Here is a 26,430-nt window from a genome sequence, read left to right as displayed (position 1 = left end):
CTTCCGTGAATTCTAGGTTAATCATGTTTTTAATGAGTGCTTTGCTTCTAATTATGACTCTTGAACTATATTATTGTCTTTGAGTAAAAAATGCAAGTTATAACCGTGCAAAGTATATCCCCGTTGAAAGCGACTGGTAATACAGCAGTTATCTTAATGGTGAGATCACTTCTGTAGTGGTGAACTTTTATCTGTTTGTCCCTGTGGAATTGCCTTCAATCCATTCGTAAAAAACCATAGATTCTGGGGAACAACGGCTGCATCCTCCGCATTTTTCTAGGGAAATCAGGCGAATTCGCCCTTTTTTCAGCAAGCGATCGAGCATAGGACTTAAGGCATCCGCTGACATCCGAAAGTGTGTGGATAAGTCAGCCAGAGATGCTTTCTGATTTTTGGCAAGATAAGCCTGTATATCGGTTAAAATCATGGTTTATAAGCGAAAAAATTGATAAAAATTGCTTGATTGCGGTGGGTTACGGCGAATCTAAATAATTTGTTAGTTGCCTAGCTTTTTGTCGCCTAACCCACCCTACTTTTAAATTGCCGGACGGTTGATTTTTCGGGGACGGAGATTTTTTAAGATGAATAAAACCCCGACTACGGTTAAACCCATCAAGACTATCCAAAAGAGAGAAAATCCCGGATGTCGAGAAAAAGTGGCGATTTGATAGAAGGAAGTGGCAACAATATAGGCCATTCCTGTGGTCCAGAAGGCAATAAAAGCAGTCCAACCGGCATTAGTTTCGCGATATACTGCCGATGTGGCCGAAACACAGGGAAAATAGAGCAGAACAAACAATAGATAGGCAAAAGCACCCGCTTGACCATCAAATCTTTTCACCATTGCGCCAAAGATTCCTAAATCTACTTCTTGCTTCTCGGCAGCCGTTTTTTGATCTTGCAGATCACCAATATTTAAACCCAAGGGATCAAGTAATTGATTGGGTAATTGCGCTAAATTGGCGGGAATAGTGGCAATAGCTCGGTGAATTTGCCCCCAAAAGTCGAATTTTGCCACCGCTGCCCCCTTATTCGGGTTATCTTCCCCTGCTAGTTGGCTGTAAATTGAGTTTAATGTGCCTACCATCGCTTCTTTGGCAAAAACTCCCGTAAAAATGCCCACCGTTGCCGGCCAATTTTGCTGCTCTAGTCCCATGGGTGAGAAAATAGGAGTTACAGCTTTACTGGTGGCACTTAAAACCGATCGCTCGCTGTCTTGATTACCAAAAGAACCATCAAAACTGAGGGAGTTGAGTAGTCCCAAAATCATCACCATTAAAACGATAACTCGTCCAGCTTTCCATAAAAACGCTTGCAGACGTTCCCAAGTGCGAATTAAAACTCCTTTTAGACGCGGTAGATGATAGGGAGGCAATTCCATAATAAAGTGACTGACTTCTCCCTTGAGTAGGGTTTTTTTCATCACCAATCCCGTCAAAATAGCGGCGAGAATTCCTAAGATATAAAGACCAAAAACGATGTTTTGACCACCTATGGGGAAAAAAGCCGCCGCAAATAGGGCATAAACAGGTAATCTGGCCCCACAGGACATAAAAGGATTCATCATAATCGTCATTAAACGATCACGAGAATTTTCTAGGGTCCTGGTGGCCATAATTGCCGGCACATTGCAACCAAATCCCACTAGCATGGGGACAAAGGATTTACCCGGCAATCCCACCAAACGCATCAATCGGTCCATGACGAAGGCTGCCCGGGCCATATAGCCAGAATCCTCTAAAATTGACAAAAAGAGGAACATAAAGCCAATTACGGGGATAAAAGTGGCGACGGTTTGCACACCTCCCCCCGCTCCATCAGCGAGCAGAGCAATTAGCCAACCTGGGGTATGGATTGTTTGTAAAACTTGGGACAAACCATCGACAAAGATAGTCTGGGCAGTTAAATCGAAGAAATCGATAAAGGCATCACTAACATTGATGGTAAACAAGAACATTAGGTACATTACGCCCAAAAATATCGGAATTCCTAACCAGCGATCGAGAACAATCCGATCAAGGCGATCAGACATAGTATCATTTATCTGTCCAGTCCGTTGAGTGGCTCCCTGGGTAACTTGTTGAATAAAGCCATAACGAGTATCAGCAATTAAAATATCAAGGTCTTCCCCTAAAACTTGGTGTATTTGTCGTCTATGCTTGACGATAATGCTTAATAGTTCCTGGGAGCGCAATTCTGGGGCGATGCGATCCTCGTATTGCAGTAGATTTAAAGCGGTCCATCTTGGCTCAACGATCCTTTTACTGCTATGGTCGTTAATGTAGGCAACAATCTCGTTAAGAGCTTCCTCAATTACCGCAGGATAAGCCACATAAGCGGCAGTATGGCTAATATCATCGACTAATTCCCCAATTTTTTGCTTTAATTCTCCGATTCCCTCCCCTTTAACCGCACTAATCGCCACGACAATTGCATCCATGCGAACGCTTAAGAGTTGCGGATTAACCACAATACCCCTAGTTTTGGCCACATCCATCATATTCAGGGCAATCAACATCGGTAAACGCATCTCCATGATTTGGGTAGTCAGGTAGAGATTGCGCTCTAAATTGGCAGCATCGACGATATTAATCACTAAATCCGCTTCTCCTGACAGCAGATAGTCCCTAGCGACTAATTCATCCATTCCTGTCTCCCCTTCTTCCACATCGAGGGAATAGACTCCGGGTAAATCCACAAGGGTGATATCTTCCCCGTTAACTTGAAATCTTCCCTCTTTGCGATCAACTGTTACTCCCGGCCAGTTGCCGGTCCGTTGATTGGACCGGGTGAGAGCATTAAAAAGGGTAGTTTTGCCACAGTTAGGATTGCCGATTAAGGCGATAATGGGTTTGACCATAATTTAGGATATTGAGTGATGAATAGGCTTAGATGATTAAATTTAGCTTTTTGGGTCTATTTCTTCGACGATTAAAGTGTCTGCCTCCTGTTTACGCAGACTGAGATGAAATCCCCGCACTCGAATCTCGACGGGATCCCCCAAAGGTGCGACGCGAATAACGGTAAACTCTGTCCCCGGAGTTAATCCCATTGATAACAATTTTCCTTTGTATCCGCGCAATGCTCGGTCATAACCGATGACTTTACCCGCTTTTCCTATGGGTATCTCCCGCAGAAATGTTCTTACTTCAGTTAGGTCTTTTTTGGGTTCCAGTTTTTTCGGTTGAATGTCACTAACGAGGATTTTTTCGGCCATTTCCGCCCCGATACCGATACGATTGTCTTGAATGCCAATTAAAACTGATCCCCTCGGTTGGGAGCTAATTACCTGTAATTGAATGCCGGGGTTTAATCCCATACCTAGGAGTCGATTGATCCCTCCTGTCCCCTGAAATCCCACTAACCAGACGGTTTTTCCCATTTCCACTTGTGCTAAAGGATAAGTGGCAGCAAAGTCATTACCCGTGGGAGTGACATTATCTAATTCTGTCTTTTTACCACCCCAACGGAAAAATTGGGCTTTATTTGGCGATTTTTCTGGTTTTTCTGGTTCATTCGGTCTAATTTTATCGTCCATGCTTTTCTTATCTCCAAAGGTAAGGTAATGAAGGTCTTTCATTCAAGAGTGATAATAATTCCTTGATAGCTCATCGAGTTTACTGAAGTAGCCAAAGGGTGAGAACTGCACTACTGTCAGCCTCAGTCAACGGTTTTGAAACTGTCCAAGACTTGCGATCGCTAAAAATAAATGCTAATTATTCTCAATTACCAGTCTAATCTAAAAGGGGAGACAGGAAAGAAAATTTTTTCTTTAAAAAAGTCGCCAGTCTCCGGTAAATGGCGATCGCTGAGAGACGAAAATATTCACTAATGCTGGCAAAATTCTCCCTTGCAAGGGAGATTCCCCCAGCTATCTACCAATTAATTGCACCCAGCTACTGGGAACAGAAAAAGCTATATTTATAAGTAAATCGAATCTGTTTTTCTGTTTAAAGACCTATGGATAACAAAATTCTCGACGTTCACCATCTCACCGTTGAATTTTCCAATCAGAAAAGAACAACAGTCGCCGTTAATAACATTAGTTTTAGCTTGCAGAAAGGTCAAGTTCTCGGTTGTGTGGGGGAGTCGGGTTCAGGAAAATCTGTCACCTCCCTCGCACTCATGGGATTGGTTCCCTCTCCGGGAAAAATTACCCGGGGAGAAATTTGCTTTCGTCCAGCAAAAGGTCAGTCAATGCAAGTAGTAGATTTATTATCTATTCCCCCGGAAGAATTTCGTTATTATCGCGGGGGAGAAATGGCAATGATTTTCCAAGAACCAATGAGTTCTCTTAATCCAGTGTATAACATCGAGTTTCAACTCACTGAAGCAATTTTACTGCATCAAAAAGTCACCCCCGAACAGGCAAAAAATCAAGCCATCTCTCTACTGCAAGAAGTGCGCTTATTACCCAGTGATGAACAGTTAGAGGAGAAGTATATAGAAACTTTTCCCTTAGAAAATAAGGGTCATGTTAGAGAAAAAATTAGAACTTATATTCAAGAACAAAAAGAAGCAATTCTCAAGCGTTATCCTCACGAATTATCGGGGGGACAATTACAAAGGGTAATGATTGCCATGGCGATTTCTTGTAATCCTACTCTATTAATTGCTGACGAACCAACCACCGCTTTAGATGTGACTGTCCAAGCAGAAATATTAAGATTATTACGCGATTTGTGTAAAAGCGATCGAGAAATGTCAATGGTTTTTATCTCCCACGATTTAGGAGTTATTAACGAAATTGCCGATCAAATTGTCGTGATGTATCAAGGAGAAATTGTCGAACAGGGAACAAAAGAAGAAGTATTAAATTATCCCCAACATCCCTACACAAAAGGTTTACTTGCCTGTCGTCCTCGCTTAAACTCTCGTCCAGAAAAATTACCCACTGTCAGCGATTTTTTACAAGTGGAAAAAGACTCTCAAGGTAAGATTATTGACTTACAGGAAATTACTCCACCAGCAGTTAAATTTATTACTCTCCAGGAGGAAGAAAGCAGAATTGAAGGTTTACAACATCACGAGAATATTTTATCGGTAGAAAATTTATCGGTTAGATTTCCAGTTAAGGGAGTTTTCGGGCAAGTAAAGACCTTTTTTAATGCCGTAGATCAGGTCAGTTTTGCCGTTAAACGGGGGGAAACCCTGGGTTTAGTCGGTGAGTCGGGCTGCGGAAAATCTACCTTAGCAAGGACAATTCTGCGCTTAATTCCTGCCACTTCTGGAGATATCTATTTCCGAGGAGAAAATCTGGCTAAATTAAACCCCAGCGATCCAAAATTAAGACTACTGCGACGGGAATTACAGATAGTTTTTCAGAATCCCTACAACTCCCTGAATCCCCGTTTATCCATCGGTAAAGCAATTTTAGAACCGATGGTTATTCATCATACTGGCGGCAATTCCCAAAAGCAACGGCAAAGAGTAGAATATTTATTAGAACGAGTTAAACTTGATCCTACTTGGTTTGATCGCTATCCCCATCAATTATCGGGAGGACAACGACAAAGGGTGTGTATTGCCCGCGCTTTAGCCTTAAATCCTCAGTTTATTATCTGTGATGAATCTGTCTCTGCTTTAGATGTTTCCGTACAAGCGGAAGTCTTAAATTTACTCAAAGAATTACAGCAGGAATTTAATCTCACTTATATCTTTATTTCCCACGATTTAAGTGTCGTCAGATTTATGAGCGATCGGATTATGGTGATGAATAAAGGTAAAATTGAGGAAATGGGTACAGCTAACGAAATTATCAACTCTCCCCAAAGCGATTACACCCGTAAACTTATCGCTTCCATTCCCCAATTTACCCAAAGTCTTGCTAGTTAAGTAGCTGGTTATAATTGAATTAAAAATGGATTTTAGCTTCGATCCCCCCTGCCCCCCTTGATAAGGGGGGTGTCTGACAACTTTTAACACCTACCTACTTAAAATTAGCAGTCAAACCGAAAGGATTAGCTGCCTCTAATTGTGCCGATAAACCTAACAAAGTGATTTCATCAGCAGGTTTACCCACTAACTGAATTCCCACGGGTAAACCCTGACTATCCACTCCTGTGGGTAAAGCAATCGCAGGTAAACCACTCGCATTAGCAATCGGAGAAGGTGCAATCCACGCAATCATCTTATTAACCGCTTCTTCCGGTGGTAAATTTTCCCACTCACCAATTCCGGGAGGTTGATGTAGGAAAATAGGCAAAAGTAAGACATCAAAATTATCAAACATCGCCACAATTTGCCGCGAAATAACGTGCATCTGCTGCACTGCTTGCAGGTACTCCCCCGCGCTGCCAGAATTCTCTAATAACCATTGGTTCAGGGGACTTAATAACTCCCTGGGAATTGCCGCCGCTGCCGTTCCCGCTTGCCAAATACGGCGAAAAGGAGCGATTAAAGCCTGTAAATCGGGAGAATACTCCGTTAAATGATGCCCCATGTCCTCTAAAATTTTAGCCGTAGCGAGGACAGCATTTTTATAGACGGCAGCCGCTTCGCCGAAGGGGGATATGGAAGTAGAAAAAGCGATTCTTAGGGGTTTTACGCCTCTCTGAGTGGCTTCTAGGAAAGAAAAGGGCGGATCGGGTAGCCAGTAGGGATCGCCCGTCGTATAGCCCGAAATCACGGTAAGCAGCGCCGCCCCATCTGCCACCGTCTTAGAAAGAGTGCCGTTAGTGGCGATACCGCTTTGAAATTCCCCCACCGGGGCATAGGAAACGCGCCCACGACTGGGTTTTATCCCCACCAAACCGCAACAACCCGCCGGAGTACGAATGGAACCGCCACCGTCGGAACCCTGGGCAATCGGGCAGAAACCCGCCGCTACCGCCGCCGCCGCACCGCCACTGGAACCTCCTGCGGTATAATCGCGGTTGAAGGGGTTACGAGTCGGCAAAAAACCCGGATTTTCGGTGTAGGGAAAGGAAGCTAGCTGGGAAGTGGCAGTTTTGCCCAGAAGGATAAAACCCGCCATTTTCATTCTGGTGACGATTCCTTCGTCGTATTGGGCAATATTTCCCTGTAAAGCGGCGATTCCGTAACTAACCGGCATTCCGGCGACGGCATTTAAGTCTTTAATGGCGGTGGGAACTCCAAAAAAAGGCGGTAATTCGGCAGTAGCGGCGATTTGACTTAATTGTTCCGTTTGGGCGCCCGCGGTGGCTAGGGCGCTTTCCCTGGCGACATGGACAAAACTACCAATTTGACAGTCAAATTTCTCAATTCTGTCGAGGTATAAATGGGTTAATTCTAGGGGGGAGATTTGTTTAGTGCGAATCAGTTGGGCTAATTCTAGGGCAGATTTTTGCAATAATTCATCACTCATGAGCGATCGAGTTAAAATAGGTAAGTGAAAATAATTATATTCGTTAGTGATGGAGATGGTTTTAAAAGAAAAAGTAAAAAAAGACCATTACTGTAAAAATTTCCCTATCCCCTATTCCCCCTTGTCTTTGAAAATTATGACCCCACAGTTAATTGAAATTCTCTCGGCTGACGAAATTCGTCGCACTATTACCCGTTTAGCTTCCGAAGTTATCGAAAAAAGTGGCGATTTAAATAACTTGATTTTGATCGGTATCTACACGCGAGGAGTGCCTTTAGCTAATTTAATTGCTAGTCAAATTGAGAGCTTAGAAGGGGTAAAAGTTCCCGTGGGAGCGATCGATATTACCTTCTATCGCGACGATCTTGATCGCATTAAAACCCGCACTCCTGCTAAAACCAAAATGCCCCTAGATGTCACGGGAAAAACCGTGATTTTAGTTGATGATGTTATCTACAAAGGTCGCACAATCCGCTCCGCTTTTAATGCTATTATTGAGTATGGCAGACCGCAAAAAATCCGCTTATTAGTCCTCGTTGATCGTGGTCATCGGGAATTACCAATTCACCCAGATTTTACGGGCAAAAAACTCCCCACCGCAGCCGAGGAACAGGTAAGAGTTTATCTACAGGAGATTGACGGCAAAGATGGGGTGGAATTAATCAAATAAACAGATAATTGGTAACTAATCCCAAGAGGAAAATAAACAGAATTGCCTCGATAATATCGGCAAAAATATCACTTATTGAATTTTTTCCTGTTGAAAACACTGAACAAATTTAACCATCGAATTACCAAAGCGTGCTGAAGCTTTCACCCTCTATATATTTGCTAAATACAAAAATAATCTATTTCTAGGGCAAGGTAAAAGCAGCAATTACAGGATAATGATCGGAGGGAATAAGATTCAGCCAACGGGAAGGATCTACTTTCACCCAATCTAACTGCAAACGGCTATCATAATAAATGGTATCGATGGCTAAATAGGGGGTATCGGTGTAATTATTAAAGCTCATTTGTTCCGCTAATTCCAAATCGGCTAAAGCGTCCTTTAATTTAATTTCTGACTGGAGAGGTTGAGTTAAAATCTGACGGGGTAATCGTTGAGAATTAACATTAAAATCCCCCGTTAAAAACAGGTAATCTTTTGTTAAATCTAGTTGACAAAAACGCTCCTGTATGCACTTAGCACCTAAGTCCTTAGCTTTGTCGCTATAGTAATCGAGATGGGTGTTATAAAACTGCAAAGTTTGCCCCTCAAGAGTGCGAAATTTAGCCCCCGTTACCATGCGGGGATAAGGATTACCCCAAGCTTCGGTAATACTGCCAATAACATCGGGAGTTTCTGATAGCCAAAATTCGTAAATTTCTAAACATTTTAACCGACTTGGTTGATACAAAATCGCACAATGTTCATCTAATCCTGTCCCTCTGCGATCACTACCTAAACTTTGGTATTTTGGCAATAAACGGTGTAGATCCAATAGTTGATTAGCGCGAGCTTCCTGAGTACCAATTATATCGGGAGAATAGTGAGCAATTAGAGCCGCTACTGCTTCCCTTCTTACTCGCCAATTACGCTCATCAGGATCGGGTTTATCGTAGCGAATATTAAAGGACATCGCTGTTAGTTTCATAGCAAAATGGAGAATAGGGAAGATGGAAGGGAATGGGTAGTTCTGTCAGTAAATAGTAATCAGTAATCAGTGAACTGAAAACCCACATCTGATAACAAGGTCTGAATCTAAAACCTAATTTGTTAAGCTAAAAGCTTTGATGTGCTTAGTTTCTAACCTTCTTTTTAGGTAGGAGAATTGCCAGATTCTGTGTTTTGCCCCTTGCCTCTTGCCTTGAGAAGCTGATAACTGATAACTGCCTTTTTCTAGGATCGAGAATCAGAATCTATATCTGTCTTCACTTCGGGGATAATATCCGGTCTTTGGGCATCTTCCCAACCAACCGGGCGCTTAGAATTATACCAAGCGATCGAACCGATGGTGACAGCAGCGAGAAAACCGACCACATAAACTGCCACGAAATAAACGGGGAATTTGCCACTGGCCACTTCTAGGAGTAGATACATAATTTTTTCACGATTAAGCTTTTAATTTGTATATCTTAACAGAATCGGCCCCCTCATCCCTATTCTCGATCGCTACTGGTCCACCAACCGGAAGGAAGCCAAATACCGCCATGGATAGCTATTTTTGCTGGTGTCATCACATATCCCCAGGCTTCGCAGATTAATTCTCGCTCTAGATTATAAATAGGGATTCTGCGACGCTGATACTCGTTTTCTTCTGCAGCTCTGCCGGGTTGATAATCTTCCAAACTATCCAAAAGCCCAATATCATAATCTGCGTTAAAAGTCAATAAAATTCCCTTCACCCAGCCATCCCCCTCGGTCAGTCCGGGATAACCGAGGGCGGTAAGATGGTATAAATGCCCCCTTGTGTAGGCGGTTTTAGAGTTGATCACTTTTCCTGCACAGTAGGCAGAATAGTTACTCTCTTTAGGTTTCAGGGTTCCATAAACAAAGACTTCCATCATCAGTCCAATTGTGCCGCTACTCCTCCTAATAGGATATCGCGAACAAATTGACTGGCTAAAAGTTCCTGGGGAAAACCGAGGGAAATGGCACTGATATTATCAAGTCGTTGCAGCTGTTCCCCAGTCAGGTTAAAATCCACACAGGCGAGATTATCCTGCAATTGGGACAATCTTCGAGCGCCAATGATAGGAATTATGGGGTTAGGGCGATTTCTGAGCCAATTTAACGCCACTTGTGCCGGTGATTTCCCGATTTCTCTGGCAATCTCTAGGACGGTCTCGGCAATTTTCAGATCGCGATCGAGAATTTGAAAAGGTTGGTCGGTCATGCTTAAACGACCATCGACGGGGTTGGGTTGATTATATTTTCCCGTTAAAACTCCTCCTCCCAGGGGACTCCAAGCTGTCACACCGATGTTTAATGCTTTGGCCATAGGCAATAATTCCCGTTCGGGGGTGCGTTCCTTGAGAGAATATTCTATTTGTAGTCCGATAAAGGGTGTCCATCCCCGTAGGGTGGCCAGGGTGTTTGCTTGGGAGACAATCCAAGCAGGACTGTCAGAAATGCCGATATAAAGCACTTTTCCCATCCTGACCAAATCATCGAAAGCACGCATCACTTCCTCCATAGGAGTGAGAGAGTCCCAAATATGAAGCCAGAGTAAATCGATATAATCAGTACCTAAACGCTTTAAACTAGCTTCTACCGCCTGAAAGAGGTTTTTTCGATGATTTCCGCAGGCATTGACATCCCCGGGACGGGTGTTGAGAGAATATTTCGTGGCGATTACCCATTTTTCTCGATCGCCCTTGACAAATTCCCCCACTAATGTTTCACTGGTTCCGTTAGTGTAGATATTAGCAGTATCGAGAAAATTGCCGCCCGTTTCCGCAAAAGCCTGAAAAACCGCCCGACTTTCCTCTTTATCCGCTCCCCAACCCCAATCTTCCCCGAATGTCATCGTCCCTAGACATAGTTCGGAAACTCGCAGACCACTATTACCTAAAAGTTTGTAACGCATAATTAACTAAAATTTTGAATAAGAAGTTAATTATAATTGAATTTGATCGACAGCTAACCCTGGCCTCAGTGGTTATACTAAATTCCGTTGAGAAGGTATAGAGGAGCGGGGAGCGGGGAGCGGTGAATCTGCCTGTCCACAAATGGTGCTGATAATATGGTTAGCATGGAAGCGCAAATGCAAACTTGCGATGATGTTTTCCTCGGGGATTTCTTCTTTGAACAGATGCTCTTTTTCTTCCTCACTTTTGCCACTTTTTTCTACATCTAAAAAGGCTTGTAAGTGTTGCGGATCGATGGTAAATTCTTACGACTAATAGGGATCAAGGCGGGTAATATTTGCTGATTGGAAACAGACGATATCTAAATCAATTAGTCCATCAAGAACAGCGATTTTGATGCGTGGATCGCCTTTTGTCTGGGAGCGAAGAGCGGTCATTCCGGCGATAGCATTGAGATCAGGCATAGTTTTTGCAGGTTTTGAAGAACAGTTATAGAATAAAAGCTAGATAACAAAAATAGGGGAATTAAAGATGAGTTCAATGACCCAAACGGTACAATCCTCAACCACAATTCAGGAACCTTCGACCACAGCGTATTGCGCTTCCCCTTTACCCGACCACACCCAACTCCCCGATAAAGATGGAAGTTTTGTGAAAAACTATCAAGAGCCTCCCCAAGCAGACCTTTTAACGCATACTATTACACCCCTTTTAGAACAATTACATCCTGACGGTAATTACTGTCTGGGTCGAGATTGTGGGATTTATTGGCGATTGCCAGAGTATCCAGAATCCCTAGAAAAAGGTGCTGTTGCTCCCGATTGGTTTTATGTTCCCCATGTCCCCACGACTATTGATGGTCAAGTTCGCCGTTCCTTTGTGATGTGGAAAGAAACCATTGAACCGGTTATTGCCTTAGAATTTGTCTCTGGTAATGGTGAAGAAGAACGGGATAAAACGCCTGTTAAGGGTAAATTTTGGATCTATGAGCGAGCGATTCAAATTCCTTTTTATGGGATTTATGAAGTTAACAAGGCTCAGATCGAGATGTACCAGTTAGTTAATGGTCGTTACCAAAAAATGACTCCTAATCAGCGCGGTCATTATCCCATTACTCCTTTAAAGGTAGAGTTAGGAATTTGGCAAGGGGAATACCAAAATCAGTTCTTTCCCTGGCTTCGCTGGTGGGATGGGGAAGGTAACTTGTTGTTAACTTCCCAGGAATCCACTCAACAGGAACGACAACGAGCCGAACAGGAACGACAACGAGCCGATCGCCTAGCGGAACAGTTAAGGGCCTTGGGGATAGAACCTAAAGATTAGATCTCTTGCATAAGTCTAGACAAAATAGGATAAAATAGTCCAAGAGTTAAGATTGAAAGATGACTTACGAACAAGTAAGGGACTTGCGTATTAATAAATTACCATCTAGTATGGTAACTGAACTGACTGAAAAAATCAAATCAAGCTTGAAAGATGCGGCAAAAAAGCTGACAGGTTTTAAGAAAAGGGCTTTTATGGCGCAAGTAACTATAGACTATTTTCCCCAGACCTCAAAATATCTCTGTTGCGATTGAATCCTAATCTCGATATTTTGCGAGTAGGTGAACCCGATGCACCACCACTGGGAACTTTAGACCCAGAAATCCTAGATTATGTTGCATCATTTCAACGGTTGTTAGTTACCAAATAATTGTCGCAGTATGCCCGGACACCTGAAAACCCATTGGGATAAGGGGGGACATATTTGGGGTTTACTATGGTTGCGTCCCAGTGCTAATTTAGAAATCTGGGCAGAAGAATTATATCTGATTTGGGAAGCATCCGAAGCAGAAGAATGGATTGACCGAGTTGATTGGATTCCCTTTTAAATCTTCGCTATTTTTCAATCTTACCAGCGATCGCATCTAGTCTTGCTTTGATTCCGGTCATCCACTGGTTAAACTCGGCCGATTGCCAGTCGATAGCTTCCTTCCGTAGCCTTATCTCTTCCGTTGTTTTTTCGGTGGCTTCTAACCGGATATTTAATTCTGTAATCATCATTGCCTCAAGTATCTATGGATTCTTTACGGCAGGGAACTTGACATATTAATCAATGGGAATCACCCTCTTTACGGAAATTTTGCCGTTGACATCCTCACCACCGTAAAATAGACGGCGATTACCACTTGCCACCGTCACGCACCCAAAAACCATGAAGCGTTTTTTCCTTTTAGCGATCGCCTTACTATTGGTGTTCTGTCAGAACCTTCCCTCCTCAACCTTAGCCAATACCCGCACTTGCACGGTGGTCAGGGGTTCGGTACACGACGGGGACACGATTAGGGTCGATTGTGACGGAAAACAGCAGAGAATCAGATTCGCCTGTGTTGATGCCCCAGAAATCAAACAGGAAAACGGCATCGTTAGTCGTGACCACTTGCGATCGCTTCTTAACCGGGCAAATAACCAAGTCACTATCAATGCTATCGATACAGATCGCTTCGGGCGTACCGTGGCCGAGGTGTACGCCAACGGTCAGCTAGTTCAACTGCAGCAGGTAAAGGACGGTATGGTTTGGGCTTACGATCGATTCAAGGCTGACTGTCCCAGCTGGAAGGAAATCGAAAGGGCTTTTACCGAAACTCGATCGAACCGCAAGGGAATTTGCGGGGGAAACCCGATGCCACCCTGGGAATGGCGAAAACGGAATCGGTAGTTTTTGATCTGTAGATATAGGGAAATTGCAAGGGTGAATTATGAACAGAGATATTATTACTGGAATGGACGGCGAGATTTATGCCAGACTGGATCTGAGTCGGGAATGGGGCGGGGCGCTCGATCTGGGAACCGCAAGGACGGGAAAAAGCTTCGAGGTTGACGGTCATTTAGGGGAAACTAATCGCTGCGGCGTTTGGGATAGTGTGGACAGACTAAGATTCAGGACTTCGCGTAACCTTCGTTTGGAACTCGCCACCGATCCCAACGTGATCACCGAGTTAGTGCGATTCGATAGTAAGGGTGTCGCAACTGTTGTTGGCTCGGTTGAATACGGCGGGAGCGAAGCGCTGGCTCTGCCAGTTCGATTATCCTTGAATTTAACACCGGGTCGCTACGGCCTCAGCTTCTTTGTCGAGGGAGATTTGATCTCCTATCAGGTTAATGCCAGTTTCATTTAGGGCTGTTGACTGATCGCTGATAACTGATAACTGATAACTGATAACTGAGAAGGCGTTACTGAATCAAGGTATGAATGCCAACTGTGCATCGTGTCCAAAAGTTAGTTTGGGTCTAGGTTTTAAAAATCCCACAAGAGAAGATTCATACTAAATCTGGTTATTAAAAACTGATTATTTATCCCCCCTTTTGCCTCTTGCCTTTTGCCTTTCCTGATATTTAGCCTATACTCAACGGATTTAGTATCATATCTCAAATCAGCAACGCCTGTTAAGCTGATTAACAGCTGATCAGCAAGAAATTAAGTTTGTCATTAATTTTCATTTAACAAAAAAACAGCACCCATCAGGATGCTGTTTGTCAAGAAAATGTTACAAAACTTAAGCTAAAGCCGCCATTTTCACCTCGTTATGAGCGAGGATATTTTGTAACTCCTCCGCGTCCACGGTTTCTTTTTCCACTAACATTTGCGCTAACTGGTCCAAGATGGCGCGGTTATTGACTAAAACCTCTTTAGCGCGACGATAGGCCTGTTCCACTAAGTTACGCACCTCCTCGTCAATAGCGGCCGCAGTTTCATCGGAGAAATCTCGATCGGAAGCGATATCACGACCTAGGAAAACATTCCCATTTTGACGACCTAAGGCCACCGGCCCGAGGCGATCGCTCATTCCGAAACGAGTTACCATTTGCCGCGCTACTCGTGCCACCTGTTGCAGGTCATTAGAAGCACCCGTAGTTACTTCCTCCTCACCGAAGATAATTTCTTCAGCTAAACGACCCCCCAAAGCTACAGCCATCTGATTTTGCAGATAAGCGCGAGAATATAACCCGGATTCCATGCGATCCTCGCTAGGAGTGAACCAAGTTAAACCCCCAGCGCGACCTCGAGGAATAATACTAATTTTCTGGACAGGATCATAATCCGGCATTAAAGCACCCACCAAAGCGTGACCAGCTTCATGGTAAGCAACTAAAGTTTTGCGTTTTTCGCTCATGACGCGATTTTTCTTCTCAGGACCTGCTAGGACACGATCGATCGCATCGTTGATCTCATCCATAGAAATCTCGGTTAAATTGCGACGTGCCGCTAAAATTGCGGCTTCGTTGAGCAAATTAGCTAGATCGGCACCGGTAAAACCGGGGGTACGACGGGCGATTTTATCGAGATCCACGTCTTGGGCCAAAGTTTTGCCTCTGGAGTGGACATTAAGGATTTCCTTACGGCCAGCGTAATCGGGACGATCCACAACCACTTGGCGATCGAAACGACCCGGACGTAATAAAGCGGCATCCAATACATCAGGACGGTTAGTGGCGGCGATAATGATAATACCTGTATTACCTTCAAAACCGTCCATTTCCGTTAATAATTGGTTGAGGGTTTGTTCCCGTTCATCGTTACCACCCCCTAAACCGGCACCCCGTTGACGACCGACAGCATCAATCTCATCGATAAAGACGATACAAGGTGCATTCGCTTTCGCTTGTTCAAATAGGTCGCGGACGCGAGAAGCACCCACCCCGACGAACATTTCCACAAATTCCGAACCGGAAATGCTAAAAAACGGGACTCCTGCTTCTCCAGCTACTGCGCGAGCGAGTAGGGTTTTACCAGTCCCCGGAGGACCGACTAAAAGGACTCCTTTGGGGATTTTTGCCCCAATTGCCGTGAAGCGATCGGCATTTTTCAGGAAGTCCACCACTTCGTTTAATTCTAATTTTGCCCCTTCAATCCCGGCCACATCACCGAAAGTAACCTGGGTTTGGGGTTCCATCTGTACTCTTGCTTTCGATTTGCCGAAGTTCATCGCTTGGGAACCGGGACCACTTTGAGCGCGACGGAGCAAGAAAAATAGACCAACAAGAAGCAATATAGGGAAAAATAGGCTACTGAAGGCTCTTACCCATACTCCTTCTTCTCTTTGGGGCAGTACGGAAATATCAACGTTATTTTCTGCCAAGATGTTGATTAATTGCGGATCGTTGGGCAGGTTAACTAATACATTTGCTCCATCTTGGGTGGGTACGATCGCTCGTTGCCGGTCGGCACTTAAGCGCACGGTTTCTACTTTACCTTCGCGTACTTCCTGTAAAAATTCACTATACTTCCAAGTTTGTTGCACTGCTGGCTGGCGATCAAAGAAAGCTGAGGCCAAGGCAAGGACTACGATTAACAATAGGGCATATAGTCCCGCATTGCGCCATTTTTTGTTATTACCGTTTTTGTTCACGCTGTCGAACTCCTGATAAATTGAGGATGATCTTATCGGTTGTTAAGGGGTTGTTAACTTATGTTAACGTTTCTCAGGAACAGTGGACAGGTTTTTTTTAAAAGATGCCCCTCGTAGTCCTCCCTGGGGGTTAGCTGTTGGGGGTGGGGGAGTGGGTAAAAAAGCCATTTACTGTGGCTCTCCTCGACCGAGTATGATCAATTTGTAACAAAATGCCAAAATACTGCATAAAAGCTGCAAGTGGAACGATAGAGAGTTTAGTTGACCTCCACGGGGACTAGCTAGATGAAAAAACGAGAGACTTTGCTGGAGAAGTTTTGTTGCTTTTTAGTTTTGCAGCAAAATAGGACAGAATGGAATTGCGATCGGCGTTTGCGTCGTAACATGGAAAGCTATGGCCCAATCGATCCTAATGTCGAGTCCGAGGAATATTGGTCTCTATTCTTTCACCAACAGTATCAGAATCCCGGTTCCAAAAATCATCTTTTTCGTGGGCATTTATATGCTTATTTGCAGGAACCTTGCTACTGGGCAGCTGCCGAAATCTATCAAAAATATCAAGCTAAACTAGATTATCAGATTGAAGACTACTTTAACGAAGGAATTCTTGATTTTGAGGCTATCTTAGCTGACTTTAAGCCTTTATTCTCCACTCGCTTCGATAATTTTGCCACTCAGAGGATTAAATATCGCTTAATCGATCGCATCCGTCAGATTAGTCAAGCATTCGGCCATAATACTTGGAGCCTACTACTTAATTCTACCGGAGCGCGTCTCAGCCAAGCTCTCCAGGCGAGGGGATTAGTGGGAGAAACTCTCGAAAATTACCTTTTAGCTTGGGATTACTATAAAGAAATTTATGCCCAGGCAAAAATCAAAACCGATGGTAAAATTCAGGAACCCAGTCCAGAAATCTGGCAAAAAATCGCCGCTGCTTATAACTCGGATAGCCACTCTACCATCAAAATCAATTCTGCAACAATTAACCGATGGTTAAAGGATGCAGGACAAGCTATTTTTGATCATTTATTTCCCCAAGGAAAAACAATTTCCCTACAGCAACCTTTCGGGGATGGGGAAAGTAGCACGAGGGAAGAAATGATCGAAGATACTGACCATGATACCCCTTGGCAGCAATTAGAAGCGGCGGAAAATTTTCGCGAGTCGCAACAAAACCACCAAAAAATTCTAGCTTGGTTAGGGGCAGAAATTTCACAGATTTGTCAGCAGCCGCAACAGGCAAAACTGCATCCGCAAATTCAGTTAATTCTAGAGATGACTTATGGGTTAGGGTTGGGACAAGTGGCAATTGCCGCTAAGATTACAGAAATTACCACGGTGGTTATCAAACAATATCAGGTTTCTAGGGAACTGGATAAAGTTTATCGTCACCTCGCTAAAAAGTTTTTACCCTGGGCTAGCGAAAACCTGCATATTCCTTCCCAGTCCCACGATAGAGAAGTTATTAGTAAGGCAATAGAACCATGGCTAACATACTACTATCAAACCAGCGCAACAACTCAGGAGGATTAATTATGGTTAATGATTGGTTAGAACTAACTCCTGATAGCATTTGGCTAGAAATACCCGCCGATATTCAAGAGATAAGTTGGGCAAAAAGTGCCAGTTTTACTGATGCCAGTATTCGTCAGAGATTTTATGTTAATTATCTCTGTCAACAAGTTATTTTTAACTATCTACAGTCAGGGATGCCTGGGGTTAGCTTAGTAGAAAATCAAGAGGATTTCTGGCAACTAGGAGTTAATGGTTTTACCGTTAAATTAGGCGAAAAGTCAGTAATAGTTATTGCCAGCGAAACTCTGGATCTAGAAGCGATCGAAATTCCTCAAGAATGGGTAGATATTCCTCAATTAATTGGTGATTATTATCTAGCTGTACAGGTAAACACTGCCGAAAGTTATCTGAGAATTTGGGGTTATACTACCCATAAAGATATTAAGGAAAAAGGACAATATATTAAGCGCAATCTTAACTACTCTCTACCGAGAAATCAACTGCAATCAGGATCAGATTCTTTGGATTTATGGGGAGAGTGTCAATTACAAGCAGTTAAGATTGAACCAGAAAAGATGGAAGAAAAACTATCTTTAGATAGATTGACAACCTTGCTAGACATCTTAGCTAATCCTCAGTTAATCTTTCCCAGAAAAGCCGTTGCTTTTCTGGAATGGGCAGCAGTTATCGTCAATAGTAACTGGAGAAAAATTTTAATTACCCGTCGGCAAAAATCCCCCGTCAAGTTAACCAATTGGTTTACTGATAATTTCCCCATTGATTGGCAAAGTATCCTCGATTTTAGCTCACTGTCACTGGTTCCAGCATTCAAAAATACAGAAATTAAACGCATCAAAGATTTAGGAGTAGAATTACTGGGAAATCCCCTCGCTTTGATGATTACTATCGCTAAAATTGAAGAAATATTTAGCCTGCAAGCGACTGTTTACCCCACGGGAGAAACAAGCACTTTACCCACCCATTTAAAATTAAGTATTCTCACCGAAACTGGTCAAGTTTTTCGAGAAGTAATTGCCACAGATAACGATGAATTTATTCGTTATCGATTTGATGCTGAATTGGGGGATAAATTCTTCATTGAAGTGGCTTTAGAATCGGCAAGAGTCACCGAATATTTACAAGTATAAGCGAGGAAAAACTTAATGATTAAACTCTTAACTCTCGAACTAGATGGCACATTTGATCGGGGATTTAAAGTAAAATTAGAAATTCGTCCCGATCTTAATTCTCGTCCCCAAACTGTGATCAAAGCAAGGCTACCAGCTAATTTAGAGTTATTAACTCTTTACCGTCAATGGCAACGTCACTATAGTGAATTAGAGGGATTTTTTAAAGTCTTAAAAGATAGCAATCCCCAACAAATTACCAATAGTTCTCAGCAGAGTTTAGTCTTTAAAAACTGCCAAGAAAAAGCCAAATTATTTGAGGATAACTTAAACAAATGGTTGAATAATAGCCCAGAATTTGAACCTATAAAAACCGCAATTCTGCGCTCTGGCAATAACTTTCGTATCTGGTTACAAACCGATAATATTTGGCTGCAAAGATTCCCCTGGGAAAAATGGGAAATCCTCCAAAATACCGGCGCAGATATAGCCATTATTGTCTCGGAATACGATACCTTAACCAGACAATTAAAAAATCATGAAAAAATTCGGATTTTAGCCATTTTAGGCTATGCCACCGACTTAAGATTTCTCGAAGAAGATCGCAAAACTTTAGACGATATTGCGGGAAAAGCAGGAGCCGAAATTATCTGGGAAAAAGCCCCTCACCCGCAAAAATTAAATCAGTTATTGCGTCAAGAAACTTGGAATATTCTCTTTTTTAGCGGTCATAGTGCCAGTACAGAAGATGGCCAAGATTGCGAAATTCAACTAACAGAAACTCATAAATTAAAGATAGCTGATTTTAGCTTTTCCCTGGGAGAAGCCACTAAAAACGGGTTAAAGTTAGCGATATTTAACTCCTGTGATGGTATCGGTTTAGCACAACAACTATCACGGGAAAAAGGGATGGCATTACCCCATCTAATCTTTATGCGCGAGAAATTACCCGATCCTGTTTCTCCCAAATTTCTGCAATACTTTTTAACCGCTTTTACCAATAATAAATCTCTCTATAGCGCCGTACATGAAGCCCAAAAAAATCTCCACGATGACTGGGAAAAAGACTATCCCTGTGCCAGTTGGCTGCCCGTAGTTTGCCCCAATCCCACCGAAGAACCCCCCACTTGGCATAGTTTCAGTAACTCCCCTCAAAAACAACAAAATTGGCGACGATTTGCTCTAACTTTCGGTTTAGGTTTAGCCGTAACGATGACAGTCTTAGCAATAAGAGAAACAGGAATTTTAGAACCCTTAGAATTAAATATTTATGATCGTCTGATGCAACTAAAACCCAAAGATAACCCCGACGAAAGATTATTAATTATTACCATTGATCGCCAAGATTGGGCCTATCAAGATCGCATGGGTATGAAAAGACCAACAATACCCGGAAGCGATCGAAAACGTTCCCTCGCAGGAGAAGCATTATCGCAGCTTTTAAATAAATTACTGCCCTACGAACCGCAAATTATCGCCTTAGATATCCTCCGTCCCATCGCTGCCAGTCAAGATTATCCACCCCTAGCCAAACAATTACAAAATACTCCTAATTTTATCTCGATTTGTAAGTTTAATAATTACCCGCAACCGGACGGATTTCCCCCACCCCCAGAACTGCCAAAAAATCAGAGTGGTTTTAGTAACATAGTCCCAGACGAAACCATTGCCGGAGTTCCCCGAATTCGTCGTTTTTTATATCAGGCAAAACTCGATCGCACCTCTCCCTGTCTTCCCCCGGATTCTTTGGCCAAAGTTGACTCAATGTCCTGTAATTTTAAAGATTATGCTCCTAGTTTTAGTCTCCTAATTGCCAAACGATATCTAGAATCCCAGAATCAAGATTTTGACTGCAATAAACTGGAGCGGGGAATTCTAGAAATTAATATCGGGGATACTCATCTCGGTGACTGGCTACAATCCAACCGCGGCCCCTACAGAACCAGTCAATCCGATACCCGATCCGGCCGTCAAGTTATGCTCGCTTACCGTCGAATCGCCGATAATGGCATCGATGCAATCATAAAAATTGCTCCGAAAAAATCTCTCCGACAGGTTTTAGATCTGGGTTTTAATTCCGAATCAGTCCGGGAAAAAATTGTCCTGATTGGAGTAACAGAACCCGGGATCGATGATTTTTTAACCCCCTTTAGTCGCAACCCATCGGAAGCAATTCCGGGGGTTTATTTGCACGCGCACGCAGTCAGTCAAATTCTCGATACAATGGAAGGAAAACGTACCTCGATCGCTTTCTGGAATCCCCTACAGGAGGCTTTCTGGGTGTTGGGTTGGTCACTGGTGGGGGGATTATTAACGTGGCGTTTTCTTCGGGTAAAAACGGTACTTTTGACAGTGGCGATTGCTGTGATTTCCCTTACTGGTATCGGTTGGCTTCTCTTTAGTTATTTCGGTCTCTGGGTTCCGATTATTCCCCCAGCGATCGCACTTCTCACCACCTCCGGTATCTTCTTTTTTCTTCGTTCTTACTACTTAAAATAGCTAGGTAAGGCTTGCTGAAAAAGTACGGGCGAAGCATTCGGATAGAAAATCTCCGGTTTCACCGATGGGTTATTGCCCGAATGCTTCGCCCCTACAGGACCCGGGCCGATGAAGACGCAAGGTTTTGAAGCACGATTCTCTCAAAATCTTGCACCTGTTTCACGAGAAAAACGACAAAACTCTTACCTTGCCTACATTTCACATTTATTCAGCAAACCCTAGGTAACAGCCATGATCAAACCTTCGATCGCCCTCATCCTTCTTTTCTCCCTACTGCCTCAACCCGGGTTAACCCTTATCACCCCGGCTGCCGGAAATATTTCTAATGATCCCATTCTGACGGCACAGGGCGATCGGGAGCTTACCGAGGAGCAATTCCTACAACGAGTCACCGTTAAGATTACTAGCGAGACAAATCGGGGATCGGGGACGATTATCGCTAAAAAAGGCGATAATTACCTTGTCCTAACCAACGCCCACGTTACCCGCAACACGAAAACCCTACAGGTACAAACTTACGACGGCCACAGCCGTGCGGCCCGCATTGTCCCCAATTCCCTATCGGAGAATCAAGATCTCGCCCTGCTGGAGTTTAGCGATACCCGGGAATATTCGATCGCCACCATCGCGGAGTTTACCATCAATCAAAACAGGATCGGTTTAGAAGTGGTGGCCGCGGGATATGTTGCCGAAACGGGACAGTATCGGACGACAAAGGGAACCCTCGAACAGGTGAGCGATCGACCCCTCCGGGATGGCTACAGCGTCGGTTATAGTGGCGATATCGTGCAGGGAATGAGTGGCGGTGGCATTTTTGTCGAGCGGGATTTAATCGGTATTAACGGGCGATCGGCCCATCCGATTCTCTCTAACTACATCTACGAAGACGGCATAAAACCCACAGACGCAGAAATCCAAAAGATGAGAGCGGTTAATTGGGGCATTTCCCTTCATACCCTATTAACCTACATCCGTCCCGAAATCCTCAGCGCCTATAACCTACCCCTACCGCCGGTGAACCCCGATATAGAAACCACCGCCTATACTGGCTATATCGCCGAATTAGAAGCGAAAGCCAAGGGTTTCACCGTCCGGATTGATAGTACGAGCGGTGGAAACGGTAGCGGTGTCATTATCGCTAAAGAAGGGAATATTTACACGGTTTTAACCGCAGACCATGTATTATGTGAGAAGGAAAAAAGTCAAGATGCTGCAAGTAAACCTTGTCTCAATTTCACCTACACCGTCGTCACCAGCGACGGCAAAACTCGAAACATCGAGAAAAGCACCATCATCCGGCAGGAAGGGGTAGATTTAGCAGTTTTTCAGTTTGAAAGCCTGGACAATTATCCCGTTGCGGAAATAGCGAATTATAACCCAAATAGCGGTGATTTTGTTTTTGCGGCAGGCTTCCCCAAAATTGGCGACAATCCCTCGAAATGGTTGTTTAGTGGCGGTAGAATTAACGAGAAAGAACAGGGATTACTAGAAACCCGCCAAAGTGACTTAAGCACGCAACAAAGTGGAACATTACAAAGTGTTGCTTCTTTAACCGGAGGCTATGAATTAGTTTATACCAGCATCACATTTGGGGGCATGAGTGGCGGTGCAGTCTTAGACTCCCAGGGGAGAGTAATAGGGATTCATGGACGTTCAGAAGGAGCAGAGGGAGGGAAAATTCAGTTAGGGTATAGTTTAGGAATTCCCATTAGCACTTTTATCGGATTGCAAGAAAGATTCAAGGTAAAACCGCAATTATTAACCACTGCTCAACCCCAAGTTAGCCAGCAACAAAAACTAGAAATTTTTATAGCGATTACTATTGGTGTTATTGTTCCTAATACCAATGCGAAGGCGGATATTTGGATACAAAGGGGAGGACAATTATGGCGGTTACGGAGGTTTGAGGAAGCAATTAAAGCCTTTGATGAGGCAATTAAGCAAAATGACCCCGATAATGTCTATTTAGCCTGGTATGGGAAGGGATTAGCGTTATTTGCTTTAGATAAAGATCAACCAGCTATAGAAGCTTTGCAACAAGCGATTAATACCTTATCTAAACGGGAAGATTTAAAGGAGTTTCACAGTAGTATTTTACAACGGCAAAGTGTAGTTTATCGCTTTTTAGAAAATTATGAGCAAGCCTTAACGGTGATTAATCAGGCGATTTCTCTGTTTCCCAATAACCCCAATCACTATAACGAGAAATTGGCAGTATTAGATCAATTAAAACGCTATGATGAAGGATTAGCTGCGATTAATCAGGCAATTAATCTCGCTCCCCGTGCTGCTTGGTATGTCAATCGGGGGTTTCTTTACTATAACCAACAAAAATACGAATTAGCATCAGATGATTACAACAAAGCTATTGAAATTAATCCTAATTTTGCTGAGGCTTACAACAATCGGGGGCTTCTTTACTATAACCAACAAAAATACGAATTAGCATTAGCTGACTACAGCAAAGCTATTGAAATTAATCCTAATTTTGCTTTGGCTTACAACAATCGGGGGGGTATTTACTATAACCAACAAAAATACGAATTAGCTTTAGCTGACTTCAACAAAGCTATTGAAATTAATCCTAATTTAGCTGAGGCTTACCTCAACCGGGGGGGTATTTACTATAACCAACAAAAATACGAATTAGCTTTAGCTGACTTCAACAAAGCTATTGAAATTAATCCTAATTTAGCTGAGGCTTACAACAATCGGGGGCTTCTTTACTATAACCAACAAAAATACGAATTAGCATTAGCTGACTTCAACAAAGCTATTGAACTTGATTCTAAGTTAGCTATGGCTTACCTCAACCGGGGGGGTATTTACTATAACCAACAAAAATACGAATTAGCTTTAGCTGACTGGAACAAAGCTATTGAACTTGATTCTAAGTTAGCTATGGCTTACAACAATCGTGGGTATCTTTACAGACATCAACAAAAATACGAATTAGCTTTAGCTGACTTCAACAAAGCTATTGACATTAATCCTAATTATGCTTTGGCTTACAACAATCGTGGTCTTTTATATGCCGAATTAAAACAAACCGAAAAAGCAAAAATTGATCTACAACAAGCAGCTATATTATTCCTCCAACAGAATAATATGGCAACTTATGAAGAGGTGATGCAGATTTTACAACAATTAGGGGGGTGAAATAGAAATCATCAATTATGGAAAGTCGAGAAATTATCAAAAAACTGAAGGATGAGGGATGGTATCAAGTAGGTACAACAGGAAGTCATCATCATTTTAAACATCCCCATAAAAAAGGGAAAGTGACTGTTCCTCACCCTAAAAAGGATATTCCCCTTAAAACCCTAATCAGTATCGAAAAACAAGCCGGTATTAAATTACGATAAAGGAGAAATAAATGATTACTTATTTAGCCACCGTTCATAAAGATAACCATACTGATTATGGGGTACAATTTTATGACTTTCCGGGTTGTATTAGTGCAGGAGAAACCATCGAAGAAGCGAAAAAAATGGCAACTGAAGCCTTAAAAGGTCATATTTCCTTTATGTTGGCAGATGGGGACGAAATTCCCACACCTAGCACCCTCGAAACCATTTTAACCGACGCGGATCATCAAGATGCGATCGCTTTTCTACTCATTGAGGTATCAGAAGCTATTTTAAACCATCAGGAATTGTGTGTAAAAAACTAGGTGCAGTCCCTAGCTTGGTTTGAGGGAATAAATATGTTAAAGAAAACCTCTCAATTCTCAGGAAAAGCGCAACCCAACAGCCAAAATCTAAATCTGTCTGAATCTTTTTGTTGGGTTTCCTTACGTCAACCCAATCGACGATAATTGCTATGATTACTATAATCCGTAGTCGTGGTCTTTTATATGCCAAATTAAAACAAACCAAAAAAGCCAAAATTGATCGACAACAAGCAGCTATAATATTCTACCAACAGAATATTATGGCTGCTGATGAAAAGGTGATGCAACTTTTACGCGAATTAGGGAGGTGACAAATGATAAAAACACCCGTTGATTTATACCGTAGAGGTAATGCTACATCTCCCAGAATGGATCATGTTCGTCCTAACAAAGATATTGCTATCTATGAAAATAATGGGCAAATATGGGTAAAAGAAACCCTTGTTGATGGATAAACACCGGGGGGAATTTCGACCTTTTCCGTTCAGGGAATAGGAAACAACTGGTGGAAACTAGATCGGGGAATTTCTATTCCCAGTGAGCTAGAATTAATTAATGATCGAGGTAATCACTGCTTATGGAAACCCTTATTTCCCATGTCAATAGAAACCTATCAACAAGCCTTAAGGGTAATTGGTGAATTTTTTTATCGTGTAAGTTGAGGTAAACTATGAAAACTCTATCATTTAAAGACATCCAATTTATTATCGAAGCTCTCGAATCCCTTCTCAAAAATTATAGTGACCGTATTCAACAAATAGAAGCTCTCGAAAACTATGAAGATGAAATTTCGGACTTAAGTAATGATTCTTTATTTTTACAAGAATTAATTACTGACTTACAAAATCAACAAACACAAGAATTGGCTCTACTTGTGCCTGAATTTGATTTAAAAAAAATGCCTTTACAAACATTAATTAAACAAGGAAAAAACCTGTCAATTGAGGAAAAATTAATCTTATTGGAATCTCTAACTTCATCAATCCGCGAAGAATATAATCTAATGCGAACCTGAAATATTACTTATTTAGCCATCGTTCATAAAGTCCGTAGTCGTGGTCTTTTATATGCCAAATTAAAACAAACCGAAAAAGCAAAAATTGATCGACAACAAGCAGCTATATTATTCCGCCAACAGAATAATATGGCAACTGATGAAAAGGTGATGCAATTTTTGCAGCAATTAGGGCAATAAGTGGGGGGGTGAGTTATCAGTATTTAGTTTTTTCTAGTCTAGTCTGTTAATTGTTCATTAAAAACCTTCGGGATGGATGTTATTTTATGACCTTAAAACAACTCATACAAGACAAACGAGAGGATATCCTA

The 26,430-nt window shown here is 42.7% G+C and carries 28 protein-coding genes; 17 read left to right on the top strand and 11 right to left on the bottom strand.

Features of this window, described 5'->3' with window-relative positions; all coding sequences use genetic code 11:
- Nucleotides 1-187: 187 nt before the first annotated feature.
- The 3 genes from EWV60_RS18710 to EWV60_RS18700 all read right to left on the bottom strand — a co-directional run bounded on the left by EWV60_RS18710 (nucleotide 188) and on the right by EWV60_RS18700 (nucleotide 3,538).
- A complete protein-coding gene (locus EWV60_RS18710) occupies nucleotides 188-427 on the bottom strand; it encodes a FeoC-like transcriptional regulator (protein WP_002767419.1) in 240 nt (79 codons plus the stop codon).
- A gap of 108 nt (nucleotides 428-535) precedes the next feature.
- Nucleotides 536-2,860, bottom strand: a complete 2,325-nt coding sequence (feoB, locus tag EWV60_RS18705) for a Fe(2+) transporter permease subunit FeoB (protein WP_287233984.1) — start codon at nucleotides 2,858-2,860, stop codon at nucleotides 536-538.
- Nucleotides 2,861-2,902: 42 nt separating this feature from the next.
- Entirely contained in the window at nucleotides 2,903-3,538 is a 636-nt protein-coding gene (locus tag EWV60_RS18700; protein WP_287233982.1) for a FeoA family protein, read from the bottom strand.
- Nucleotides 3,539-3,960: 422 nt separating this feature from the next.
- Here EWV60_RS18700 and EWV60_RS18695 point away from each other — a divergent pair, with 422 nt between their 5' ends.
- Complete coding sequence (locus tag EWV60_RS18695; protein WP_287233980.1) at nucleotides 3,961-5,835, top strand: ABC transporter ATP-binding protein; 1,875 nt, start codon at nucleotides 3,961-3,963, stop codon at nucleotides 5,833-5,835.
- Nucleotides 5,836-5,929: 94 nt separating this feature from the next.
- On the opposite strand, the gene EWV60_RS18690 is transcribed toward EWV60_RS18695, so the two are convergent.
- Nucleotides 5,930-7,327, bottom strand: coding sequence for an amidase (locus EWV60_RS18690; protein WP_287233978.1), 1,398 nt, complete (start codon nucleotides 7,325-7,327; stop codon nucleotides 5,930-5,932).
- A gap of 136 nt (nucleotides 7,328-7,463) precedes the next feature.
- On the opposite strand from EWV60_RS18690, the gene pyrR reads away from it, so the two are divergent.
- Complete coding sequence (gene pyrR, locus EWV60_RS18685; protein WP_002736112.1) at nucleotides 7,464-7,997, top strand: bifunctional pyr operon transcriptional regulator/uracil phosphoribosyltransferase PyrR; 534 nt, start codon at nucleotides 7,464-7,466, stop codon at nucleotides 7,995-7,997.
- A 184-nt stretch (nucleotides 7,998-8,181) separates the two neighbouring features.
- Here the strand turns inward: pyrR and EWV60_RS18680 are convergent, their stop codons facing one another.
- From EWV60_RS18680 to EWV60_RS18660, 5 genes are all read right to left on the bottom strand, one after another.
- Nucleotides 8,182-8,964, bottom strand: coding sequence for an endonuclease/exonuclease/phosphatase family protein (locus EWV60_RS18680; protein ID WP_002752990.1), 783 nt, complete (start codon nucleotides 8,962-8,964; stop codon nucleotides 8,182-8,184).
- 245 nt (nucleotides 8,965-9,209) lie between these two features.
- Entirely contained in the window at nucleotides 9,210-9,410 is a 201-nt protein-coding gene (psb35, locus tag EWV60_RS18675) for a photosystem II assembly protein Psb35 (protein ID WP_002737145.1), read from the bottom strand.
- A gap of 59 nt (nucleotides 9,411-9,469) precedes the next feature.
- Entirely contained in the window at nucleotides 9,470-9,877 is a 408-nt protein-coding gene (locus tag EWV60_RS18670; protein ID WP_002752991.1) for a gamma-glutamylcyclotransferase family protein, read from the bottom strand.
- Nucleotides 9,877-10,899: an aldo/keto reductase gene (locus tag EWV60_RS18665; RefSeq protein WP_149107259.1), complete on the bottom strand. Its 1,023-nt coding sequence runs from the start codon at nucleotides 10,897-10,899 to the stop codon at nucleotides 9,877-9,879. The genes EWV60_RS18670 and EWV60_RS18665 overlap by 1 nt, the downstream gene beginning before the upstream one ends.
- A gap of 312 nt (nucleotides 10,900-11,211) precedes the next feature.
- Entirely contained in the window at nucleotides 11,212-11,364 is a 153-nt protein-coding gene (locus EWV60_RS18660) for a hypothetical protein (RefSeq protein ID WP_016515932.1), read from the bottom strand.
- 67 nt (nucleotides 11,365-11,431) lie between these two features.
- On the opposite strand from EWV60_RS18660, the gene EWV60_RS18655 reads away from it, so the two are divergent.
- The 3 genes from EWV60_RS18655 to EWV60_RS18645 all read left to right on the top strand — a co-directional run bounded on the left by EWV60_RS18655 (nucleotide 11,432) and on the right by EWV60_RS18645 (nucleotide 12,771).
- Nucleotides 11,432-12,223 carry a Uma2 family endonuclease gene (locus tag EWV60_RS18655; protein WP_103112101.1) on the top strand — a complete coding sequence of 264 codons (792 nt, stop codon included), beginning with the start codon at nucleotides 11,432-11,434 and terminating at the stop codon, nucleotides 12,221-12,223.
- Between the two features lie 59 nt (nucleotides 12,224-12,282).
- Nucleotides 12,283-12,477, top strand: coding sequence for a hypothetical protein (locus EWV60_RS18650; protein WP_287233973.1), 195 nt, complete (start codon nucleotides 12,283-12,285; stop codon nucleotides 12,475-12,477).
- Between the two features lie 126 nt (nucleotides 12,478-12,603).
- Nucleotides 12,604-12,771: a hypothetical protein gene (locus tag EWV60_RS18645; RefSeq protein ID WP_287233971.1), complete on the top strand. Its 168-nt coding sequence runs from the start codon at nucleotides 12,604-12,606 to the stop codon at nucleotides 12,769-12,771.
- A gap of 7 nt (nucleotides 12,772-12,778) precedes the next feature.
- Here the strand turns inward: EWV60_RS18645 and EWV60_RS18640 are convergent, their stop codons facing one another.
- Nucleotides 12,779-12,940, bottom strand: coding sequence for a hypothetical protein (locus tag EWV60_RS18640; RefSeq protein WP_162205042.1), 162 nt, complete (start codon nucleotides 12,938-12,940; stop codon nucleotides 12,779-12,781).
- Between the two features lie 154 nt (nucleotides 12,941-13,094).
- On the opposite strand from EWV60_RS18640, the gene EWV60_RS18635 reads away from it, so the two are divergent.
- Both EWV60_RS18635 and EWV60_RS18630 read left to right on the top strand, forming a co-directional pair.
- Nucleotides 13,095-13,598 carry a thermonuclease family protein gene (locus EWV60_RS18635; protein ID WP_287233969.1) on the top strand — a complete coding sequence of 168 codons (504 nt, stop codon included), beginning with the start codon at nucleotides 13,095-13,097 and terminating at the stop codon, nucleotides 13,596-13,598.
- 40 nt (nucleotides 13,599-13,638) lie between these two features.
- Nucleotides 13,639-14,058 (top strand): hypothetical protein, encoded by a 420-nt coding sequence (locus EWV60_RS18630; RefSeq protein WP_193979424.1) that lies wholly within the window; start codon nucleotides 13,639-13,641, stop codon nucleotides 14,056-14,058.
- Between the two features lie 378 nt (nucleotides 14,059-14,436).
- On the opposite strand, the gene ftsH3 is transcribed toward EWV60_RS18630, so the two are convergent.
- Nucleotides 14,437-16,290 carry an ATP-dependent zinc metalloprotease FtsH3 gene (gene ftsH3 / locus EWV60_RS18625; protein WP_002737367.1) on the bottom strand — a complete coding sequence of 618 codons (1,854 nt, stop codon included), beginning with the start codon at nucleotides 16,288-16,290 and terminating at the stop codon, nucleotides 14,437-14,439.
- A 285-nt stretch (nucleotides 16,291-16,575) separates the two neighbouring features.
- Here ftsH3 and EWV60_RS18620 point away from each other — a divergent pair, with 285 nt between their 5' ends.
- From EWV60_RS18620 to EWV60_RS18580, 10 genes are all read left to right on the top strand, one after another.
- Nucleotides 16,576-17,823, top strand: a complete 1,248-nt coding sequence (locus EWV60_RS18620; RefSeq protein WP_287233966.1) for a sigma-70 family RNA polymerase sigma factor — start codon at nucleotides 16,576-16,578, stop codon at nucleotides 17,821-17,823.
- A gap of 2 nt (nucleotides 17,824-17,825) precedes the next feature.
- The gene (locus EWV60_RS18615) at nucleotides 17,826-18,953 is read left to right on the top strand and encodes a DUF1822 family protein (protein WP_287233964.1); all 1,128 of its coding nucleotides are present in this window, start codon (nucleotides 17,826-17,828) and stop codon (nucleotides 18,951-18,953) included.
- 15 nt (nucleotides 18,954-18,968) lie between these two features.
- Nucleotides 18,969-21,431 (top strand): CHASE2 domain-containing protein, encoded by a 2,463-nt coding sequence (locus EWV60_RS18610; protein WP_287233962.1) that lies wholly within the window; start codon nucleotides 18,969-18,971, stop codon nucleotides 21,429-21,431.
- Between the two features lie 231 nt (nucleotides 21,432-21,662).
- Complete coding sequence (locus EWV60_RS18605; protein ID WP_287233960.1) at nucleotides 21,663-24,590, top strand: serine protease; 2,928 nt, start codon at nucleotides 21,663-21,665, stop codon at nucleotides 24,588-24,590.
- Nucleotides 24,591-24,607: 17 nt separating this feature from the next.
- The gene (locus EWV60_RS18600; RefSeq protein ID WP_002768607.1) at nucleotides 24,608-24,796 is read left to right on the top strand and encodes a type II toxin-antitoxin system HicA family toxin; all 189 of its coding nucleotides are present in this window, start codon (nucleotides 24,608-24,610) and stop codon (nucleotides 24,794-24,796) included.
- Between the two features lie 11 nt (nucleotides 24,797-24,807).
- A complete protein-coding gene (locus tag EWV60_RS18595) occupies nucleotides 24,808-25,104 on the top strand; it encodes a type II toxin-antitoxin system HicB family antitoxin (protein WP_287233958.1) in 297 nt (98 codons plus the stop codon).
- A gap of 149 nt (nucleotides 25,105-25,253) precedes the next feature.
- Nucleotides 25,254-25,415 carry a hypothetical protein gene (locus EWV60_RS18590; RefSeq protein WP_287233956.1) on the top strand — a complete coding sequence of 54 codons (162 nt, stop codon included), beginning with the start codon at nucleotides 25,254-25,256 and terminating at the stop codon, nucleotides 25,413-25,415.
- A gap of 3 nt (nucleotides 25,416-25,418) precedes the next feature.
- Nucleotides 25,419-25,559: a hypothetical protein gene (locus tag EWV60_RS18585; protein WP_254062833.1), complete on the top strand. Its 141-nt coding sequence runs from the start codon at nucleotides 25,419-25,421 to the stop codon at nucleotides 25,557-25,559.
- Nucleotides 25,560-25,571: 12 nt separating this feature from the next.
- Nucleotides 25,572-25,766 (top strand): Tse2 family ADP-ribosyltransferase toxin, encoded by a 195-nt coding sequence (locus tag EWV60_RS23465; RefSeq protein WP_502705832.1) that lies wholly within the window; start codon nucleotides 25,572-25,574, stop codon nucleotides 25,764-25,766.
- An 8-nt stretch (nucleotides 25,767-25,774) separates the two neighbouring features.
- The gene (locus EWV60_RS18580) at nucleotides 25,775-26,119 is read left to right on the top strand and encodes a hypothetical protein (RefSeq protein ID WP_002798281.1); all 345 of its coding nucleotides are present in this window, start codon (nucleotides 25,775-25,777) and stop codon (nucleotides 26,117-26,119) included.
- The last annotated feature ends 311 nt before the right edge of the window (nucleotides 26,120-26,430 follow it).

The sequence above is a fragment of the Microcystis sp. Msp_OC_L_20101000_S702 genome (assembly GCF_007095705.1).
In the GTDB taxonomy this organism is placed as follows: domain Bacteria; phylum Cyanobacteriota; class Cyanobacteriia; order Cyanobacteriales; family Microcystaceae; genus Microcystis; species Microcystis ichthyoblabe_A.
This window is presented reverse-complemented; position numbering and strand designations above follow the sequence as displayed.

What these genes read in the sequence shown, in the direction of transcription:
- EWV60_RS18710 (WP_002767419.1), bottom strand. Translation starts at nt 427, where the DNA reads ATGATTTTAACCGATATACAGGCTTATCTTGCCAAAAATCAGAAAGCA.
- feoB (WP_287233984.1), bottom strand. Translation starts at nt 2,860, where the DNA reads ATGGTCAAACCCATTATCGCCTTAATCGGCAATCCTAACTGTGGCAAA.
- EWV60_RS18700 (WP_287233982.1), bottom strand. Translation starts at nt 3,538, where the DNA reads ATGGACGATAAAATTAGACCGAATGAACCAGAAAAACCAGAAAAATCG.
- EWV60_RS18695 (WP_287233980.1), top strand. Translation starts at nt 3,961, where the DNA reads ATGGATAACAAAATTCTCGACGTTCACCATCTCACCGTTGAATTTTCC.
- EWV60_RS18690 (WP_287233978.1), bottom strand. Translation starts at nt 7,327, where the DNA reads ATGAGTGATGAATTATTGCAAAAATCTGCCCTAGAATTAGCCCAACTG.
- pyrR (WP_002736112.1), top strand. Translation starts at nt 7,464, where the DNA reads ATGACCCCACAGTTAATTGAAATTCTCTCGGCTGACGAAATTCGTCGC.
- EWV60_RS18680 (WP_002752990.1), bottom strand. Translation starts at nt 8,964, where the DNA reads ATGAAACTAACAGCGATGTCCTTTAATATTCGCTACGATAAACCCGAT.
- psb35 (WP_002737145.1), bottom strand. Translation starts at nt 9,410, where the DNA reads ATGTATCTACTCCTAGAAGTGGCCAGTGGCAAATTCCCCGTTTATTTC.
- EWV60_RS18670 (WP_002752991.1), bottom strand. Translation starts at nt 9,877, where the DNA reads ATGATGGAAGTCTTTGTTTATGGAACCCTGAAACCTAAAGAGAGTAAC.
- EWV60_RS18665 (WP_149107259.1), bottom strand. Translation starts at nt 10,899, where the DNA reads ATGCGTTACAAACTTTTAGGTAATAGTGGTCTGCGAGTTTCCGAACTA.
- EWV60_RS18660 (WP_016515932.1), bottom strand. Translation starts at nt 11,364, where the DNA reads ATGCCTGATCTCAATGCTATCGCCGGAATGACCGCTCTTCGCTCCCAG.
- EWV60_RS18655 (WP_103112101.1), top strand. Translation starts at nt 11,432, where the DNA reads ATGAGTTCAATGACCCAAACGGTACAATCCTCAACCACAATTCAGGAA.
- EWV60_RS18650 (WP_287233973.1), top strand. Translation starts at nt 12,283, where the DNA reads ATGACTTACGAACAAGTAAGGGACTTGCGTATTAATAAATTACCATCT.
- EWV60_RS18645 (WP_287233971.1), top strand. Translation starts at nt 12,604, where the DNA reads ATGCCCGGACACCTGAAAACCCATTGGGATAAGGGGGGACATATTTGG.
- EWV60_RS18640 (WP_162205042.1), bottom strand. Translation starts at nt 12,940, where the DNA reads ATGATTACAGAATTAAATATCCGGTTAGAAGCCACCGAAAAAACAACG.
- EWV60_RS18635 (WP_287233969.1), top strand. Translation starts at nt 13,095, where the DNA reads ATGAAGCGTTTTTTCCTTTTAGCGATCGCCTTACTATTGGTGTTCTGT.
- EWV60_RS18630 (WP_193979424.1), top strand. Translation starts at nt 13,639, where the DNA reads ATGAACAGAGATATTATTACTGGAATGGACGGCGAGATTTATGCCAGA.
- EWV60_RS18620 (WP_287233966.1), top strand. Translation starts at nt 16,576, where the DNA reads ATGAAAAAACGAGAGACTTTGCTGGAGAAGTTTTGTTGCTTTTTAGTT.
- EWV60_RS18615 (WP_287233964.1), top strand. Translation starts at nt 17,826, where the DNA reads ATGGTTAATGATTGGTTAGAACTAACTCCTGATAGCATTTGGCTAGAA.
- EWV60_RS18610 (WP_287233962.1), top strand. Translation starts at nt 18,969, where the DNA reads ATGATTAAACTCTTAACTCTCGAACTAGATGGCACATTTGATCGGGGA.
- EWV60_RS18605 (WP_287233960.1), top strand. Translation starts at nt 21,663, where the DNA reads ATGATCAAACCTTCGATCGCCCTCATCCTTCTTTTCTCCCTACTGCCT.
- EWV60_RS18600 (WP_002768607.1), top strand. Translation starts at nt 24,608, where the DNA reads ATGGAAAGTCGAGAAATTATCAAAAAACTGAAGGATGAGGGATGGTAT.
- EWV60_RS18595 (WP_287233958.1), top strand. Translation starts at nt 24,808, where the DNA reads ATGATTACTTATTTAGCCACCGTTCATAAAGATAACCATACTGATTAT.
- EWV60_RS18590 (WP_287233956.1), top strand. Translation starts at nt 25,254, where the DNA reads ATGATTACTATAATCCGTAGTCGTGGTCTTTTATATGCCAAATTAAAA.
- EWV60_RS18585 (WP_254062833.1), top strand. Translation starts at nt 25,419, where the DNA reads ATGATAAAAACACCCGTTGATTTATACCGTAGAGGTAATGCTACATCT.
- EWV60_RS18580 (WP_002798281.1), top strand. Translation starts at nt 25,775, where the DNA reads ATGAAAACTCTATCATTTAAAGACATCCAATTTATTATCGAAGCTCTC.